This is a genomic window from Mycobacterium sp. E1747, from assembly GCF_001667775.1.
GTDB lineage: Bacteria > Actinomycetota > Actinomycetes > Mycobacteriales > Mycobacteriaceae > Mycobacterium.
On the sequence record NZ_LZJI01000157.1, the window covers coordinates 69,681 to 85,615 of the forward strand.

The following is a 15,935-nucleotide window of genomic DNA, read 5'->3' on the forward strand; positions in this document are numbered from 1 at the left end:
CCCGGCGTGCGAATCGTGGCTGCCGTTTTACGGGCGGCGCTGTGGCTGGCCACCACCGTCGCGCTGGCCGTGGCCATCCCGGCGGCGTGGCTGCAGTGCAACGTCGTCAGCGAGGGCGGCTACGTCGCGCTGGCCCAGCGGGCCGCCGGCGACCCCGCCCTGCAGTCCGCCGCCGCGGACGAACTGTCCGACCGCGCGATGGCCCTCATCGCGGAGCACAACGGCGGCCGCCAGCCGGTCGAGGGCGCCGAGGTGCACCTGGCCGCCGTCGCGTTCACGGCCGGGCCTGCCTTTCCGGCGCTGTTCGCCCAGGCGAACCGGGCGGCGCACCGGTGGTTGTTCACCGCCGGCGACGCCGGCGAGTCATGGGCGATCGACGTGGCGCCGATGCTCAAGGACGCCTCGATGCAGCGGATACTGAGCCGCCACAACGTGAAAGTGCCTGCGACGCTGACGGTTCCGTTGACGGCATCGGCGCCCTCGGCCCACGGGGCGCTGCGGCCGGGGCGGCTGAGCCCGCTGGCCACCTGGGGTCCGTGGGTGAGCGTCGGCGCGGTCGCCCTCAGCGTCGTCTGCGCCGTGCTCACGCTCGCCGCCGCGCGCCGCCGCGGCAAGGCGCTCACCAGCCTCGGGGTCTCCGCGCTGCTGGTCGGAGCCGCCGGCTGGGCGGGCATCGAGATCGCCGGTCGGCACGTCGGCGACGCGCTCAACCGCACCACCGACAACATCCGCCGCATCGCCGAGGTGATGGTCGGCCACGCGGAGGCCGGCCTGCACGAATGGCTCAACCTCACGTTGCTCGTGGGCGTCGCGCTGGTGATCGGCGGTGTGCTCCTCGCGATGTTGGGCAGCCTGCGAAAGAAGCCGGCCGGCTAGCCGAAGGTGAACGAAAACACTTGCAGCCCAGGGCTGACCCCCAGCTCGAGCTGGTCGCTGCGCGCTGCCTCATCGGCCACGATCGGGTGCAGCATCGGTGGCCCGCCGATCGCGGTCGTCGTCGTCTTGCCGTCCCGGGACACGGTCAGGGTGCCCGTGCCACCGACGACGACGTAGACGTCCCTGGCCGTGTAGCTCAGCCGGATGCCGGCGTCGTCGCTGCCGGCGGTGGCGCCCTGGTCGTCCAGCTGCCACCGGCCGCGCAGCGCGAACCTGTCGCCGGCCAGCTGCGGCGGATATTCGAACGCTCCCGACTTGTAATCGCCTGTGCCGCCGTAGTTTCGGGCCCGATCGACACCCAGGTACGTCTCGGGCGTGAGCCGGGTCTGCGGTGTGGTGTCCGGCGAATGCGTCGGACCGGGCAGCCGGGCGTCGGGGTGGGCGTCCACGAGCAACTCGCGGATCAGCTTCTCGGCACCGTCGTAGTCGCCCTCACCGAACTTCGTGTGCCGCACCTGCCCGTTCGCGTCGATCAGATATTCGGCCGGCCAGTAGAGGTTTTGGTAGTTGTTCCAGGTGGTGTAGCCGTTGTCCAGGGCGACGGGGTAGGGGATGTGCAGCGCGGCGGCGCCGCTGGCCACGTTGGCCGGTACCCGTTCGAAGGCGTACTCGGGGGTGTGCACCCCGATGGCGACGAACCCGGCGTCGTGATACCGGTTGTACCAATCGATTACGTGCGGGATGGCGCGCTGGCAGTTGATGCACGAGTACGCCCAGAAGTCGATCAGCACCACCTTGCCCCGTACCGCCGCAGGATCCAGCGGTCTGCCGTCCGGGGTGTTGAGCCACCCGGAAATGCCGGCGATGTCGGGTGCGGGGCCGCACTGCTGCAACTGGGGGGCGCCATCCATGCAGTCGGTCAGCGCGCCGTTGGCGCTGACCCCGGCCGTGCTGAGTTGCAGGCCGCTGGCGCCGGGCGGGGGCGGCATCGCCGGGCCGGCGTTGAGCGTGCGCTGGATGTCGTCGGCGCCGATCTTGTTCTGCATCGCCGTCGTGTAGTCGGGGATGGCGCGTTGCAGCATCGCCGGCAGGTTGAAGACCAGCGCGGCGGCCAGCACGATCATCATGATGCCGCCGGCGACCTGTATCACGCGCTGGCGGCGGCGGAACGCGGCGACGCGTTCGGCGACCCGCCGCCCCGCCAGCGCGAACGCCAGCAGCGGCGCTGCGTTGCCCAGGGCGAAGGCGCCGGTCAGCACCAGCGCGCCGGCCCCGATCGACTGCGTGCCGCCGGCTATGACGATCGCGGCGAGCACCGGACCGGCGCAGGGCACATACAACGCGCCCAGCGTCAGGCCCAGCCCGAAACCGTCGGCATTGGGCCCGATTTGACGCTGGGGCAGGTAGGCGAACGGCCGCTCGATCAGGTGCTGTAGCGGCGGAAAGATCAGCCCCACTCCGATCAGCACCAGCACCACGAGGGCCACCCACCTGATGGCGTCCTGTGGCAGGTGCAGCGCGGTCAGCAGCGCCGAGCCGATCAGCGTGGCCACCGAGAAGCTGCACACCAGGCCCGCGATCAGCAGGTATGGCCGGGCGGCCGAGCTGATACCGCGTGAGCCGCTCGCGCCGGACAGCAGGATCACCGGAAGCACCGGCAGGATGCAGGGCGAGATCCCGGTGATGAGTCCGCCGAGGAATCCGATCAGCGCGATGGTGTGCATAGTTACTTAAACCTCTACCTGTCCCGAACGGTTCAGGTGGCCGAGAACAAATCACGTCCCGTGCGTTATACAAATCACACAACGTGCGTTACGCTCCATCGGTGGCGCAGTTAACCTTCCAACGCGCCCGCACCGAGGAAAAGAAGCGCCAACGTGCGGAGGCGCTCGTGGAGGCCGCGCGTTCTCTGGCGCTCGAGACTGGCGTCGCCTCGGTCACGTTGACCGCCGTCGCCAGCCGGGCCGGCATTCACTACTCCGCCGTCCGTCGCTACTTCACCTCGCACAAGGAAGTGCTGCTGCACCTCTCCGCCGAGGGCTGGGTGCGCTGGTCCAACACGGTGTCGGAGAAGCTGGCCGAGCCGGGCCCCAAGTCGCCGTCGCAAATCGCCGAGACGCTGGCCAACGCCCTGGCCGAGGACCCGCTGTTCTGCGACCTGCTGGCCAACCTGCACCTGCACCTCGAACACGAGGTGGACGCCGAGCGGGTGATCGAAGTCAAGCGGATCAGCACCGCCGCAACCCTCTCGCTCGCCGACTCGATCGAGTCCGCATTGCCGGCACTCGGTCGCCCGGGTGCACTGGACATCCTGTTGGCCGCCTACTCGCTGGCGGCCACGCTGTGGCAGGTGGCCAACCCGCCGGAGCGCCTCACCGACGCCTATGCCGAGGAGCCGGAAGTGGTGCCGCCCGAATGGAATCTGGACTTCGCTTCCGCCCTCACTCGCTTGCTGACCGCCACGTGCGTCGGGCTCATCTCGGGATTGCAATGAACGCGGAGGGGAGGCCGGGGGGCCGTGGCTTGGCGACCGGTGGAAGACGGGAAGGACTTGGAGTGCCCATGACGACGACTGAGCCAAGGACGGAGCCGCTGGAGGAGCAGAGCTCCGCCGGCGGCGAGGGCAACAACGTCGCTCGGCGGCGCGGCAAGAAAAAGGGGCTGTTGGGCCGCTTCTGGTTGGTGCTCACGATCGCAGCCGTCGTCGCGCTGTCGGGATTCGTCGTATACCGATTGCACGGCGTCTTCGGCGTTCACAAGGGTTCGTTCGGTGGTGGTACCTCGGGCGAGGTCCTAGACCAGTTCAACGCCAAGACGATCACGCTCGAGGTCTGGGGTTCACCGGGCAGCACGGCAACCATCAACTACCTCGACGAAAACTCCCATCCGCAGCAGGCCCTCAACGTGCCCTTGCCCTGGAGCATCGTGTTGAGTTCTACCAAGCCCGGCATCCCGGCGAACCTGGTGGCGCAAGGAGACGGTAGTTGGATCGCCTGCCGATTCGTGGTGAACAACCACGACGGGCACGGTGACGTCATCAAGGCTCCGAATCGCTCGGATTCCAACGAAACCGTGAACCCGTTCGTCTACTGCCTGGACAAGTCCGCATGAGCGAGCCGGGCGCGGCCCCGCCGCGCGTCGATCAGCCGCTGATCCCGCCCTTCCTGCCGCGGATGATCCATCGGCTCGCGTTGCCGATCGTCTTGGTGTGGTTGGGCATCGTGTTCGTCACCAACACCGTGGCACCGCAGCTGGAGGTCGTCGCCAAAACCCACTCGGTGTCGATGAGTCCGACCGCCGCGGCGTCCTTTCAGTCGATGATGAAGGTCGGATCGACGTTCAAGGAGTTCGACTCCGACAACTCGGCCATGATCTTGCTGGAGGGCGACAAGCCACTCGGGGCAGAAGCCCACAAGTATTACGACGAGATCGTCAGGCGCGTCGAGCAAGACAAGAAACACGTCCAGCACGTCCAGGACTTCTGGAGTGATCCGCTGACGGCGGCGGGTTCCCAGAGCCACGATCAGAAGGCCGCGTACGTCCAGGTCTACCTCGCCGGCAACATGGGCGGCGGCCTGGCGAACGAGTCTGCTCTGGCCGTGCGCAAGATCGTGGATTCGGTGCCGGCGCCGCCGGGAATCAAGGCGTATGTGACCGGCGCGGGTCCGCTGTTCGCCGACCAGTCCCACGCGGGTGAAAAGGGCGTCGCGGTCGTCACTCTTATCACGTTTTTGGTGATCATAGTGATGCTGCTGATCGTCTACCGGAAGATCAGCATCGTTCTGATCATGCTGGCCATGGTGTTCATCGAGCTGGCGGCGGCCCGCGGTGTTGTCGCGACGCTCGGTAACTACGGCGTCATGGGGCTGTCGACCTTCGCCAACAACATGCTGGTGCTGATGGCGATAGCCGCCGGGACGGATTACGCGATCTTCGTGGTCGGCCGCTACCACGAGGCCCGCGGTTTGGGCGAGACCCGCGAACAAGCGTTCTACACCATGTTTCACAGCACCGCGCACGTCGTGCTGGGATCGGGCCTGACCATCGCGGGCGCGATGTACTGCCTGAGCTTCTGCCGGCTGCCGTACTTCCAGTCGCTTGGGGTGCCGTGCGCGGTCGGCATGCTGGTCGCGGTGTTGGCGGCTTTGACGTTGGCTCCGGCGATGTTGACGGTGGCTTCGTTCTTCAAGCTGATGGATCCGAAGCGCAAGCTGCAGACCCGGGGCTGGCGTCGCATCGGGACCGCGGTCGTCCGCTGGCCGGCGCCGGTTCTCGCGGTGACCATCGGGATTGCATTGGTGGGTCTGCTCGCCCTGCCCGGCTACAAGACGGACTACGACAACCGCCACTTCCTGCCGGCGGATACCCCGGCCAATGTCGGTTATGCCGCCGCGGACCGGCACTTCGACCAGGCTCGGCTCAATCCTGAGCTGTTGATGATCGAGACCGATCACGACCTGCGTAACCCCGCCGATTTCCTGGTCCTGGACAAGGTTGCCAAGGCGGTCTTCCACATCCCCGGTATCGGCCGGGTGCAGACCATCACCCGGCCGTTAGGGACGCCGCTCGACCACAGCACCCTCGGTTTTCAGATGAGTGCACAAGCCGCGGGACGCATCCAGACGCAGCACTATCAGGACGAGCAGGCGGCAAACCTGCTCAAGCAGGCTGACGAGCTGCGCAAGACGATGGCGACGCTCCATGAGCAGATGCAGGTGACCCAGGACCTCAGCAACACGACGCACGAAACCACCAGGCTCACCAAAGAAACCGTGAAGATCACCGAGGCATTGCGCGACGACATCGCCAACTTCGACGACTTCTTGCGGCCGCTCCGCAGCTTCTTCTACTGGGAGAGGCACTGCTACGACATTCCGGCCTGCTGGGCGATCCGGTCGGTCTTCAACGCGCTCGACGGCATCGACCAGGTGGCTGAGAACATCGTGAACCTCAGCGCGAACCTGGACAAGCTGGATCAGATCCAGCCGAAGCTGGTGGCGCTCATACCGCCGCAGATCGAAAGCCAGCAGCGCAACCTCGACACCATCATGTCGAACTACGCGACCACCATGGGGCTCAACGAACAGGCCAGGGCGCAGTCGGACAACGCCACCGCCCAGGGCGATGCCTTCGACAAAGCGAAAAATGACGACACGTTCTACCTCCCGCCGGAGGCGTTCAAGAGCCCGGATTTCGCCAGGGGCCTCAAACAGTTCATCTCGCCGGACGGGCACGCTGTCCGGTTGATCATCTCCCATGAAGGCGACCCGGCGAGTCCTGAAGGCATCAACCACATCGAACCGATCAAGCAGGCCGTGCACGAGGCGATCAAGGGCACGCCCTGGGAGGGCGCCAAGGTCTACCTCGGCGGCACCGCCGCGACCTATAAGGACATGCACGACGGCTCCAACATCGACCTGATGATCGCCGGAATTGCCGCAGCCACATTGATTTTCATCATCATGCTGGTGATCACCCGAAGCGTCGTGGCGGCCTTTGTGATCGTCGGTACGGTGTTGCTGTCACTGGGCGCCTCGTTCGGACTCTCCGTGCTCCTATGGCAGTACATCCTGGGCATGAAGTTGCACTGGATGGTGCTTGCGATGGCGATCATCCTGCTGCTGGCGGTCGGCTCGGACTACAACTTGCTGTTGATATCGCGGTTCAAGGAGGAGATCCACGCGGGGCTTAGAACCGGGACGATCCGCGCGATGGCCGGTTCCGGCTCGGTGGTGACCTCCGCCGGTCTGGTGTTCGCCGCCACCATGGCCACGTTCGCGTTCAGCCCGCTGATGGTGATGGCCCAGGTGGGTACGACGATCGCGCTGGGCCTGTTGTTCGACACCTTGATCGTGCGGTCGTTCATGACGCCGTCGCTGGCCACCCTGCTCGGGCGCTGGTTCTGGTGGCCGCAGCACGTGCGTCCACGGCCGGCCAGCACCATGCTGCGACCCTACGGACCGCGTCCCGCCGTGCGCGAATTGCTCCTCAAGAACGTCGAGGAGCGCCCGGCGGGCGGATTGGTGCAGCCGCGCTGATCCGGCGAGGCGCGCCCCGGGCGCCAAGCAAAAAAATCCGCGCGTCCCCGTTCGGGGCGCGCGGACTTTTTTGGCGGCGTCAGGCCCAGTTCCACACCGACATGTCGCCGGGCGGGTATTGGGCGCACACGTCGGTGGCCTTCGCGACAACGCCCTTGTTGTTGAAGAAGAGCTTCATGTGGTTGGGCCACGCGTACCACAGCGGGTCGTTGTTGTAGAAGTTCTCGGAGTAGGTGCGGCGGTCCTCCGGCGACAGCGAGTAGAACCAGTGCACCTTGTCGATCGTCGCCTGCTGGACGTTCGGGTGGTTGTTGAAGTCGATCATGTAGCGCTGGTAGTACACCGGGCTGGTATCCCGGGTGGCCGCCATGATCTGCTCGGCGTCACACGTGGTGTTGATCATCCGACGCGGAATCGGGAAATCCTCGGTGGAGTCGGCCACGGCTGTCTTCGGAAAGACGGCGGCAGCGATGCCAAGGGCGAGGAAGGCGGCGCCTGCGCGCAAGCCAGTGTTCAGCCGAGACATAACTGTAACGGTAACACTTTTCGGCGCCGGCGGACAGTTTCGTAGCCCATCTCACCATTAGTGCCCATCAGGCACGATGACGTGTGTGGGGTCGGGTCGCAGCTCCGGCGGGGCCTGGCTGTAGTCGCCGAACGGGCCGTCGCGGCGCTCGACCGCCGCCCGCACGCCCTGGGTCTCGGCGGTCTTGATGAAGTCGAGGGCGTCAGGGGTGTTGCGCATCAGGCCGTCGAGGATGCCGCCGAGCGTCTGGGTGGACGCCAGACCCATATTCTCGTAGGCCTGGTTGACGATCAGCTTCTGCGCCCGCAGCTGTGACAGCGGGATGCGGGCCAGCTCGGCGGCGACCTCGGCGACCCGGGCCTCGAGGCGCTCGAACGGCACCGCCTCGTTGATCAGCTCGATCTCGGCCGCCTGAACGCCGGTCAGCGGCCGCCCGGTCAACGAATGCCACTTGACCTTGGCGAAGCTGAGCCGGTAGAGCCACATCCCGCTCAGGTAGGCGCCCCACATCCGGCTGTAGGGGGTGCCGATCACCGCGTCGTCGCTGGCGATCACCAGGTCCGCGCAGAGCGCGTAGTCGCTGGCCCCGCCGACGCACCAGCCGTGCACCTGGGCGATCACCGGCTTGGACGCCCGCCAGATGGCCATGAATTTCTGCGTCGGCGCGGTCTCGCGGGCCGTGACCATCGCGAAGTCCTTGCCGGGGTCCCACCGGCCGTCGGTCATCATGGCTTCGCCCCACTGTTGGAAGCCGCCGCCGAAGTCGTAGCCACCCGAGAAGGCGCGGCCGGCGCCGCGCAGCACGATGACCTTGATTTCCGGGTCGCGCTCCGCCAGCCCGACGGCCGCCTCGATCTCGTCGGGCATGGGCGGCACGATGGTGTTGAGCTGCTCCGGACGGTTCAGCGTGATCGTGGCCACCGGGCCGGACGTCGCGTACAGCAGCGTCTCGAAGTCGCTACCTGGCATGGCTTCCTTAGGGGTCGGGCTGGCGGTTTTCCGGTGACGACGCGTAGATGCGGTCACCGATCTTGAGGTACGGCGTCGTCAGGTAGGCCGACATGACGGCCAGGCCGGTGAAGATCGCCGCCACGCAGACGGCGTTGGGCCAGACCTTGCCCGTCCCGATCGCGAAGCACACGGTGCCGATGGCCGCGGTCGCCCAGTAGAACCGCCGGCCGGCCCGGCGGTCGCCGATGAACCGGTAGCGCGCCTGCGCCGCCGAAACCAGCACGAAGATCAATCCGGTCGCCAGCAGGGTCAGTTCGATGCGTTGGGTCGCGGACACGTCGACGATCTTATGACCCGGAGCGCGGTCCCCCCAGCATCCGCCACAGGAACGAGTAGGTCAGCGCCGACTTGAACGCGACCTGCTGGTTGTCGGCCGCGCCGGCGTGGCCGCCCTCGATGTTCTCGTAGTAGAAGACGGGGTGGCCGGCCGCCTCGAGGGCAGCCGTCATCTTGCGCGCATGGCCCGGATGCACCCGATCGTCGCGGGTGGAGGTTGTCATCAGCACCGGCGGGTAGTGACGCGTCGCCGAAATATTCTGGTACGGCGAATATTCGGAGATGAAGGCCCAATCCTGCGGGTTGTCCGGGTCGCCGTACTCGGCCATCCACGAGGCGCCGGCGAGCAGCAGGTGGTAGCGCTTCATGTCCAGCAGTGGGACGCTGCACACCAGCGCGCCGAATCTGTCGGGGTACCGGGTCAGCATGATGCCCATGAGCAGGCCGCCGTTGCTGCCGCCCTGCGCGCCGAGCTGGTCGACGGTCGTGATGCCGCGGTTCACCAAATCGGTTGCCACGGCGGCGAAGTCCTCGGCCACCTTGTGCCGGTTCTCGCGCATGGCCTGGGTGTGCCAGCGGGGGCCGTATTCGCCGCCGCCGCGGATGTTGGCGAGCACGTAGGTGCCGCCCCGGGCCAGCCAGAGCCGGCCGAGCACGCCGCTGTAGGCGGGGGTGTTGGAGGATTCGAAGCCGCCGTAGCCGTACAGCATGGTCGGGCCCGGGCCCTGCGCGTCGGCCGGTCGCACCACGAAGTAGGGGATCGCCGTGCCGTCCTCCGAATCCACGAAATGCTGTGCTACCGTGAGGTTCTCGGAATCGAAGAAGGCAGGTGCCGACTTGACCTGCTCGAGCGGGCCGGCGCCGGTGCCGCGCATCAGCCGCGAGGGCGTGACGAATCCGCTGGAATCGAGGAAGAACTCGTCGCCGGTGTCGTCGGCGGCGACGACGACGGTGTTGGTCGCCTCCGGGATGCCGGCGACCGGCTCGCGCCGCCAGCCGTCACCCGACGGCGAGGGCGGCGTGACGATCTCCACCCGGCTGGCCACGTCGGCGAGGGTAACCATCAACAACCGGTCGCGCGTCCACGCGTAGTGATTCAGCGCGGTGTGCTCGTCGGGCTCGTATACCACGCTCAATTGGGCCGTCCCGGCGAGGAATTCGTCGTACTTGGCCGCCAACAACGAACCGGCCGGGTAACTGTCGGCGCCGTAGAACCAGTCGGTGCGCAGCTCGATCAGCAGCCATTCGCGGTGTATCGACAGGCTGGCGTCGGTGGGCGCGTCGATCCGGATCAGCTCGGTGCCCCGCAGTTCGTAGACCTCTTCGTTCCAGAAGTCCAGGGCCCGGCCCAGCAGCGTGCGCTCGAACCCCGCGGTGCGGTCCACCGATGCGGACACGCGGACGTCGGTGCGGGCACCGGAGAACACGGTTTCCGCATCGGTCAGCGCGGTACCCCGGCGCCACCGCTTGATCACCCGGGGGTAGCCCGAGTCGGTCAGCGAGCCGTCACCGAAATCCGTCCCGACCAGGACGGTGTCGATGTCCACCCAGGCGACCTGCGACTTGGCCTCCGGCAGCGCGAATCCGTCGGCGACGAATTGGCGCGTCGCCATGTCGAATTCGCGCACGATCGAGGCGTCCGAGCCGCCCCTGGACAGCGCGACCAGCGCGCGGGTGTATTCCGGTTCGATGACTCCGGCGCCGGCCCACACCCACTTCTCGTCGTCGGCCCGGCCCAATTCGTCGACGTCGATCAGCACGTCCCACTCGGGGGCGTCGGTGCGGTAGCTGTCCAGCGTCGTGCGCCGCCACAGGCCGCGCGGGTTGGCGGCGTCGCGCCAGAAGTTGTACAGGTACTCCCCGCGGCGGACCACGTACGGGATGCGGGCGTCGGTGTCGAGCACCTCGAGCGCCTCGGCGCGCATCCGTTCGAATTCCGCGTCCCGGAACGCCGCCAGCGTCGGTTCGTTGCGCGCCCGCACCCAATCCAGCGCCTCGTCGCCGGTGACATCCTCGAGCCACAGGTACGGGTCGGCGGGATCTTCGCGGTCGGCGGCGGCGTGTGACGTCATGGACGCCATTGTGGCCTCCGGCGGTAGTGTGAGGTGTATTACACCGACGAGCGAAGGGCCGAGCAGATGACTGTTTTCGCACGTCCAGGTTCCGCTGGGGCCTTGATGTCGTACGAATCCCGCTACGACAACTTCATCGGCGGGCAATGGGTGCCGCCGGTGCGGGGGCGCTACTTCGAAAACCCGACACCGGTGACCGGCCAGCCGTTCTGCGAGGTGGCCCGGTCGGACGAGGCCGACATCGACAAGGCGCTGGACGCCGCGCACGGGGCGGCGAAGGCGTGGGGCAAGACCGCTCCCGCGGAACGGGCGCTGATCCTGAACAAGATCGCCGACCGCATCGAGGAGAACAAAGCCGCGCTGGCGGTCGCCGAAGTGTGGGACAACGGCAAGCCGATCCGCGAGGCGCTCGGCGCCGACATCACGCTGGCGGTGGACCATTTCCGCTACTTCGCCGGGGCGATCCGGGCGCAGGAGGGTTCGCTGTCGCAGATCGACGAGAACACCGTCGCCTACCACTTCCACGAGCCACTCGGGGTGGTCGGACAGATCATCCCGTGGAACTTCCCGATCTTGATGGCCACCTGGAAACTGGCGCCGGCGCTGGCCGCCGGCAATGCCGTGGTGCTCAAACCCGCCGAACAGACACCGGTCTCGGTGCTCTACCTGATGTCGCTCATCGGCGACCTGCTGCCGGCGGGCGTGGTCAACGTGGTCAACGGATTCGGAGCGGAGGCGGGCAAGCCGCTGGCATCGAGCAACCGCATCGCCAAGGTGGCGTTCACCGGGGAGACCACCACCGGCCGGCTGATCATGCAGTACGCCTCGCAGAACCTGATCCCGGTCACGCTGGAATTGGGCGGCAAGAGTCCCAACATCTTCTTCTCCGATGTGATGGCCAGAAACGACGGCTTCCAGGACAAGGCGCTGGAGGGTTTCACCATGTTCGCCCTCAACCAGGGCGAGGTGTGCACCTGCCCGTCGCGCAGCCTGATCCAGTCCGACATCTACGACGAGTTCCTCGAGCTGGCGGCCATCCGGACCAAGGCGATCCGGCAGGGCGACCCGCTGGACTCCGAGACCATGCTCGGTTCGCAGGCCTCCAACGATCAGCTGGAAAAGGTGTTGTCCTACATCGAGATCGGCAAGGACGAGGGCGCCAAGATCATCACCGGGGGCGAGCGCGCCGAGCTGGGCGGCGACCTGTCCGGCGGCTACTACATGCAGCCCACCATCTTCGCCGGCAACAACAAGATGCGGATCTTCCAGGAGGAGATCTTCGGTCCCGTCGTCACCGTGACGTCGTTCGCCGACTACGACGACGCGATCTCGATCGCCAACGACACCCTCTACGGGCTGGGCGCCGGGGTGTGGAGCCGCGACGGAAACACCGCCTATCGGGCCGGCCGCGACATCCAGGCCGGCCGGGTGTGGGTCAACTGCTATCACGCGTATCCCGCGCACGCCGCGTTCGGCGGCTACAAGCAGTCCGGCATCGGCCGCGAGAACCACAAGATGATGCTCGACCATTACCAGCAGACCAAGAACCTGATGGTGTCCTACTCCGACCAAGCGCAGGGCTTCTTCTAAATGGTCCCGGGTGTCGTCATCACCGCCGGGGCCGCCGAACTGCTGGCGCGCCTGCAGGACCGGCACGGCCCGCTGATGTTCCACCAGTCCGGCGGGTGCTGCGACGGGTCGTCGCCGATGTGCTACCCGTCCGGGGACTTCCTGGTCGGCGACCGCGACGTGTTGCTCGGCGTGCTCGACATCGGGGACGGGGTGCCGGTGTGGATCTCGGGCCCACAGTACGAGGCCTGGAAGCACACCCAGCTGGTTATCGACGTGGTCCCCGGCCGCGGCGGCGGGTTCAGCGTGGAAGCCCCCGAAGGGCTGCGCTTCCTGTCCCGCGGCCGCGTCTTCACCGACGAGGAACAGGCCGAGCTGCGTGCCGCGCCGGTCATCACCGGCGCCGATTACGAACGCGGCGAACGCCCTTCGGCCCGCGGTCAGGTGGTGACTGACACGGCCCTGCGAACATGCCCTCCGGGTCGGTGACGGCAGTAACCTCGAAGGCGTGATCCCCCTCCCGCGCCCGCGGTTGTTGGCCGGTGCCATGCTGATCGGCGCCGCCCTCGGGCTGTTGGCCGGCGTGGGATTCGCCGGGACGGTCCACGGCAGCATCCGCCCGGCCTTCGCCCTCGTGCTGGTGGTGGGGATTCCGAGCGTCGCCGGGCTGGTGACGATCCTGTTCTCCGGACGTAGGTGGGTGACCATGCTCGGCGCGTTCACCTTGGCGGTGGCCCCCGGCTGGTTCGGCGTCCTGGTCGCCCTTCAGGTGACGTCCTGTGGCTGACGACGACACCGGATCGAGCCCGGGCACCCAGTCGTGGAGGCCCGACTTCTCCGACGACGACGAGCCGGGCACCCAGGCGTGGAAGCCGGATTTCTCGGATTCCGACGAGGACACGGGCGAGCGCCCGGCGGCCGCGCCGGACGAGCCCGCGGCGTCCGAGCCGCCCGCCGACGAGGGTGATGATGCCGCCGAATCCGCCGCCGCACCGGTGCAACCGGTCACCGTTCCCGGGCGTTACCTGTATCTGAGGTGGTGGAAGCTACTGCTGGTCGCCTTCGGTGTGTGGTGCGTGGCCGCCGTCGTCGGGCTCGGCCTGTTCTACTGGTGGTACCACTCGGCGGACGCCACCGCGGCGCGCTACGTGGTGCTGGTCTACGTGGTGGCGTGCTCCGTCGCGGGCGTGCTGCTCGCGATGGTCGAGGGCAGGCCGCTGGTCTCGGCGCTGGCGCTCGCGGTGATGGCGGCACCCTTCGCCTCCCTGGCCGCCGCGGCGCCCCTGCTCGGCTATTACCACTGCGCGCGGGTGGGCCACTGCCTCGTCGGCCTCATTCCGTATTAACGCCCCGGCCGGGCGGCCACTAGGGTAGGGGCCGTGACCCATTTTGACGTCGTCGTCCTCGGGGCCGGTCCTGGCGGATATGTCGCAGCCATCCGCGCCGCGCAGCTTGGCCTCAACACCGCAGTCGTCGAGCCGAAGTACTGGGGCGGAGTCTGCCTCAACGTCGGCTGCATCCCGTCCAAGGCGTTGCTGCGCAACGCCGAACTGGTGCACATCTTCACCAAGGAGGCCGCGACGTTCGGGATGAACGGCGAGGCGACCTTCGACTACGGCGCCGCCTTCGACCGCAGCCGCAAGGTGGCCGAGGGCCGGGTCGCGGGCGTGCACTTCCTGATGAAGAAGAACAAGATCACCGAGATCCACGGGTACGGCCGGTTCACCGACGCCAACACGCTGTCCGTCGAGCTCAACGACGGCGGCACCGACACCGTGACGTTCGACAACGCCATCATCGCCACCGGCAGCAGCACCCGGCTGGTGCCCGGCACGTCGCTGTCGGCCAACGTGGTCACCTACGAGGAGCAGATCCTCTCGCGCGAGCTGCCCGAGTCGATCGTGATCGCCGGCGCGGGCGCGATCGGCATGGAGTTCGGCTACGTGCTGAAGAACTACGGCGTCGACGTGACCATCGTGGAGTTCTTGCCGCGGGCGCTGCCCAACGAGGACGCCGACGTGTCCAAGGAGATCGAGAAGCAGTTCAAGAAGCTCGGCGTCAAGATCCTCACCGGCACCAAGGTCGAGTCGATCTCCGACAACGGCTCCGAGGTCACCGTCGCCGTCAGCAAGGACGGCAACGCGCAGGAACTCAAGGCCGCGAAGGTGTTGCAGGCCATCGGGTTTGCGCCCAACGTCGAGGGCTACGGCCTGGAGAAGACCGGCGTCGCGCTGACCGACCGCAAGGCCATCGGCATCAACGACTACATGATCACCAGCGTGCCGCACATCTACGCCATCGGCGACGTCACCGGGAAGCTGATGCTCGCCCACGTCGCCGAGGCCATGGGTGTGGTGGCCGCCGAAACCATCGCCGGCGCAGAGACTTTGGCCCTGGGCGATTACCGGATGTTGCCGCGCGCGACGTTCTGCCAGCCCCAGGTGGCCAGCTTCGGGCTGACCGAGCAGCAGGCCCGCGACGAGGGCTACGACGTCGTGGTGGCCAAGTTTCCGTTCACCGCCAACGGCAAGGCGCACGGCCTGGGCGACCCCACCGGCTTCGTCAAGCTGGTGGCCGACGCGAAACACCTTGAGCTACTGGGCGGGCACCTGATCGGGCACGACGTGTCCGAGCTGCTGCCCGAGCTGACGCTGGCGCAGAAGTGGGACCTGACCGCCACCGAGCTGGCCCGCAACGTGCACACCCATCCGACCATGTCCGAGGCGCTGCAGGAGTGCTTCCACGGCCTGACCGGCCACATGATCAACTTCTAAATGGCCATGCGCAGCGACATCGTTCTGGGCGCCGTCGGCGGCCTCGCCGCGGGCTATGTCCTGTGGCTGGTCGCCTTTTCGATCGCCGACGACAACGCGGCCGTGGGCCAATGGGCCCCGACGGTGCTGCTGGCCTCGCTCGCGCTGGCGGTCTGCGCCACGATGTGGGCGTCATTCTTGCGGCGGCGGCGCGAATACGCGTGGTCAGGGTTCGGGTTCGGGCTGCCGGTGCCGCCGCTGCTGCTGACGCTGGCCGTCCTGGCCAACGTCTACCTCTAAGCCGGGCCGCTCTGACGGGGGTTGTCCAGCGGGATGGCCAAGGCCGACATCGTCGCGGCCAGGCCGTCGTATTGGCTTGCCAGCATGCAGAATTCGATGAGCTGACGGCGGTCCAGGTGCTGGGCCAGCTGCTGCCAGGTGGCGTCGCTGATGGTGCGGTCCTTGACGAACTCGTCGGTCGCGGCCAGCAGCGCCTGCTGGCGCACGGTCAGGCGCGCCTCGACGCGGTCCAGACGCTCGGGCCAGGCGAAGATGGCGGCCTGTAGGTCGGCATCGAGCCCCTGCTTGGCAGCCATCCGGCGATGATGCTGCAGCTCGTATTCGCACGCCCGCAGATGCGCGACCCGCAGGATCACCAGCTCGGTGTCGATCGCGGGCATGCGGCCGCGCAGCACCCGGCCGCTGTAGATGCTCCATGCCAGGAACAGGGACTTGTTCTGGCCCAGCGTGGTGAACAGGTGCATCTCGCGCGCGCGGACCGTGCGCGCGGCCGACTTCGCCAGAATCCAGTTGA

Annotated in this window: 16 protein-coding genes; 10 read left to right on the forward strand and 6 right to left on the reverse strand. The window is 67.4% G+C overall.

Going from position 1 to position 15,935, the window contains the following annotated elements:
• Window positions 1-6: 6 nt before the first annotated feature.
• Entirely contained in the window at window positions 7-876 is an 870-nt protein-coding gene (locus A5695_RS15270) for a hypothetical protein (RefSeq protein WP_068083406.1), read from the forward strand.
• Here A5695_RS15270 and A5695_RS15275 read toward each other — a convergent pair.
• Complete coding sequence (locus tag A5695_RS15275; protein WP_068083409.1) at window positions 873-2,600, reverse strand: cytochrome c biogenesis protein CcdA; 1,728 nt, start codon at window positions 2,598-2,600, stop codon at window positions 873-875. The two genes, A5695_RS15270 and A5695_RS15275, sit on opposite strands and share 4 nt — an antisense overlap.
• 83 nt (window positions 2,601-2,683) lie before the next feature.
• On the opposite strand from A5695_RS15275, the gene A5695_RS15280 reads away from it, so the two are divergent.
• The 3 genes from A5695_RS15280 (at window position 2,684) to A5695_RS15290 (ending at window position 6,914) form a co-directional block, all read left to right on the forward strand.
• Complete coding sequence (locus tag A5695_RS15280) at window positions 2,684-3,370, forward strand: TetR family transcriptional regulator (RefSeq protein WP_156749668.1); 687 nt, start codon at window positions 2,684-2,686, stop codon at window positions 3,368-3,370.
• Between the two features lie 68 nt (window positions 3,371-3,438).
• A complete protein-coding gene (locus A5695_RS15285; protein WP_068083416.1) occupies window positions 3,439-3,987 on the forward strand; it encodes an MmpS family transport accessory protein in 549 nt (182 codons plus the stop codon).
• Window positions 3,984-6,914, forward strand: coding sequence for an RND family transporter (locus tag A5695_RS15290; protein WP_068083419.1), 2,931 nt, complete (start codon window positions 3,984-3,986; stop codon window positions 6,912-6,914). The genes A5695_RS15285 and A5695_RS15290 overlap by 4 nt, the downstream gene beginning before the upstream one ends.
• Before the next feature lie 79 nt (window positions 6,915-6,993).
• Here A5695_RS15290 and A5695_RS15295 read toward each other — a convergent pair whose 3' ends face one another.
• The 4 genes from A5695_RS15295 to A5695_RS15310 are packed head-to-tail and all read right to left on the reverse strand — an operon-like array spanning window position 6,994 to window position 10,799.
• Window positions 6,994-7,440 carry a DUF5078 domain-containing protein gene (locus A5695_RS15295; protein WP_067311930.1) on the reverse strand — a complete coding sequence of 149 codons (447 nt, stop codon included), beginning with the start codon at window positions 7,438-7,440 and terminating at the stop codon, window positions 6,994-6,996.
• A 57-nt stretch (window positions 7,441-7,497) separates the two neighbouring features.
• Window positions 7,498-8,409 (reverse strand): crotonase/enoyl-CoA hydratase family protein, encoded by a 912-nt coding sequence (locus tag A5695_RS15300; RefSeq protein ID WP_068083422.1) that lies wholly within the window; start codon window positions 8,407-8,409, stop codon window positions 7,498-7,500.
• Between the two features lie 7 nt (window positions 8,410-8,416).
• Window positions 8,417-8,728, reverse strand: coding sequence for a hypothetical protein (locus tag A5695_RS15305; RefSeq protein WP_068083425.1), 312 nt, complete (start codon window positions 8,726-8,728; stop codon window positions 8,417-8,419).
• A 10-nt stretch (window positions 8,729-8,738) separates the two neighbouring features.
• The gene (locus tag A5695_RS15310; protein WP_068083485.1) at window positions 8,739-10,799 is read right to left on the reverse strand and encodes a prolyl oligopeptidase family protein; all 2,061 of its coding nucleotides are present in this window, start codon (window positions 10,797-10,799) and stop codon (window positions 8,739-8,741) included.
• A 66-nt stretch (window positions 10,800-10,865) separates the two neighbouring features.
• Here A5695_RS15310 and A5695_RS15315 point away from each other — a divergent pair, with 66 nt between their 5' ends.
• The 6 genes from A5695_RS15315 to A5695_RS15340 are packed head-to-tail and all read left to right on the forward strand — an operon-like array spanning window position 10,866 to window position 15,421.
• Window positions 10,866-12,389, forward strand: a complete 1,524-nt coding sequence (locus A5695_RS15315; protein ID WP_068083488.1) for an aldehyde dehydrogenase family protein — start codon at window positions 10,866-10,868, stop codon at window positions 12,387-12,389.
• Window positions 12,390-12,857 carry a DUF779 domain-containing protein gene (locus A5695_RS15320; RefSeq protein WP_068083428.1) on the forward strand — a complete coding sequence of 156 codons (468 nt, stop codon included), beginning with the start codon at window positions 12,390-12,392 and terminating at the stop codon, window positions 12,855-12,857. It abuts the gene before it with no gap.
• A 19-nt stretch (window positions 12,858-12,876) separates the two neighbouring features.
• Entirely contained in the window at window positions 12,877-13,155 is a 279-nt protein-coding gene (locus A5695_RS15325; protein WP_068083431.1) for a putative holin, read from the forward strand.
• Window positions 13,148-13,714 (forward strand): hypothetical protein, encoded by a 567-nt coding sequence (locus A5695_RS15330; RefSeq protein ID WP_068083434.1) that lies wholly within the window; start codon window positions 13,148-13,150, stop codon window positions 13,712-13,714. The genes A5695_RS15325 and A5695_RS15330 overlap by 8 nt, the downstream gene beginning before the upstream one ends.
• A gap of 33 nt (window positions 13,715-13,747) precedes the next feature.
• Window positions 13,748-15,142, forward strand: a complete 1,395-nt coding sequence (gene lpdA, locus A5695_RS15335) for a dihydrolipoyl dehydrogenase (RefSeq protein ID WP_068083438.1) — start codon at window positions 13,748-13,750, stop codon at window positions 15,140-15,142.
• A 6-nt stretch (window positions 15,143-15,148) separates the two neighbouring features.
• Window positions 15,149-15,421 (forward strand): hypothetical protein, encoded by a 273-nt coding sequence (locus A5695_RS15340; RefSeq protein WP_082946120.1) that lies wholly within the window; start codon window positions 15,149-15,151, stop codon window positions 15,419-15,421.
• Here A5695_RS15340 and A5695_RS15345 read toward each other — a convergent pair.
• A partial coding sequence (locus A5695_RS15345) for a carboxymuconolactone decarboxylase family protein (protein WP_068083444.1) occupies window positions 15,418-15,935 on the reverse strand: 518 nt, incomplete at its 5' end. The two genes, A5695_RS15340 and A5695_RS15345, sit on opposite strands and share 4 nt — an antisense overlap.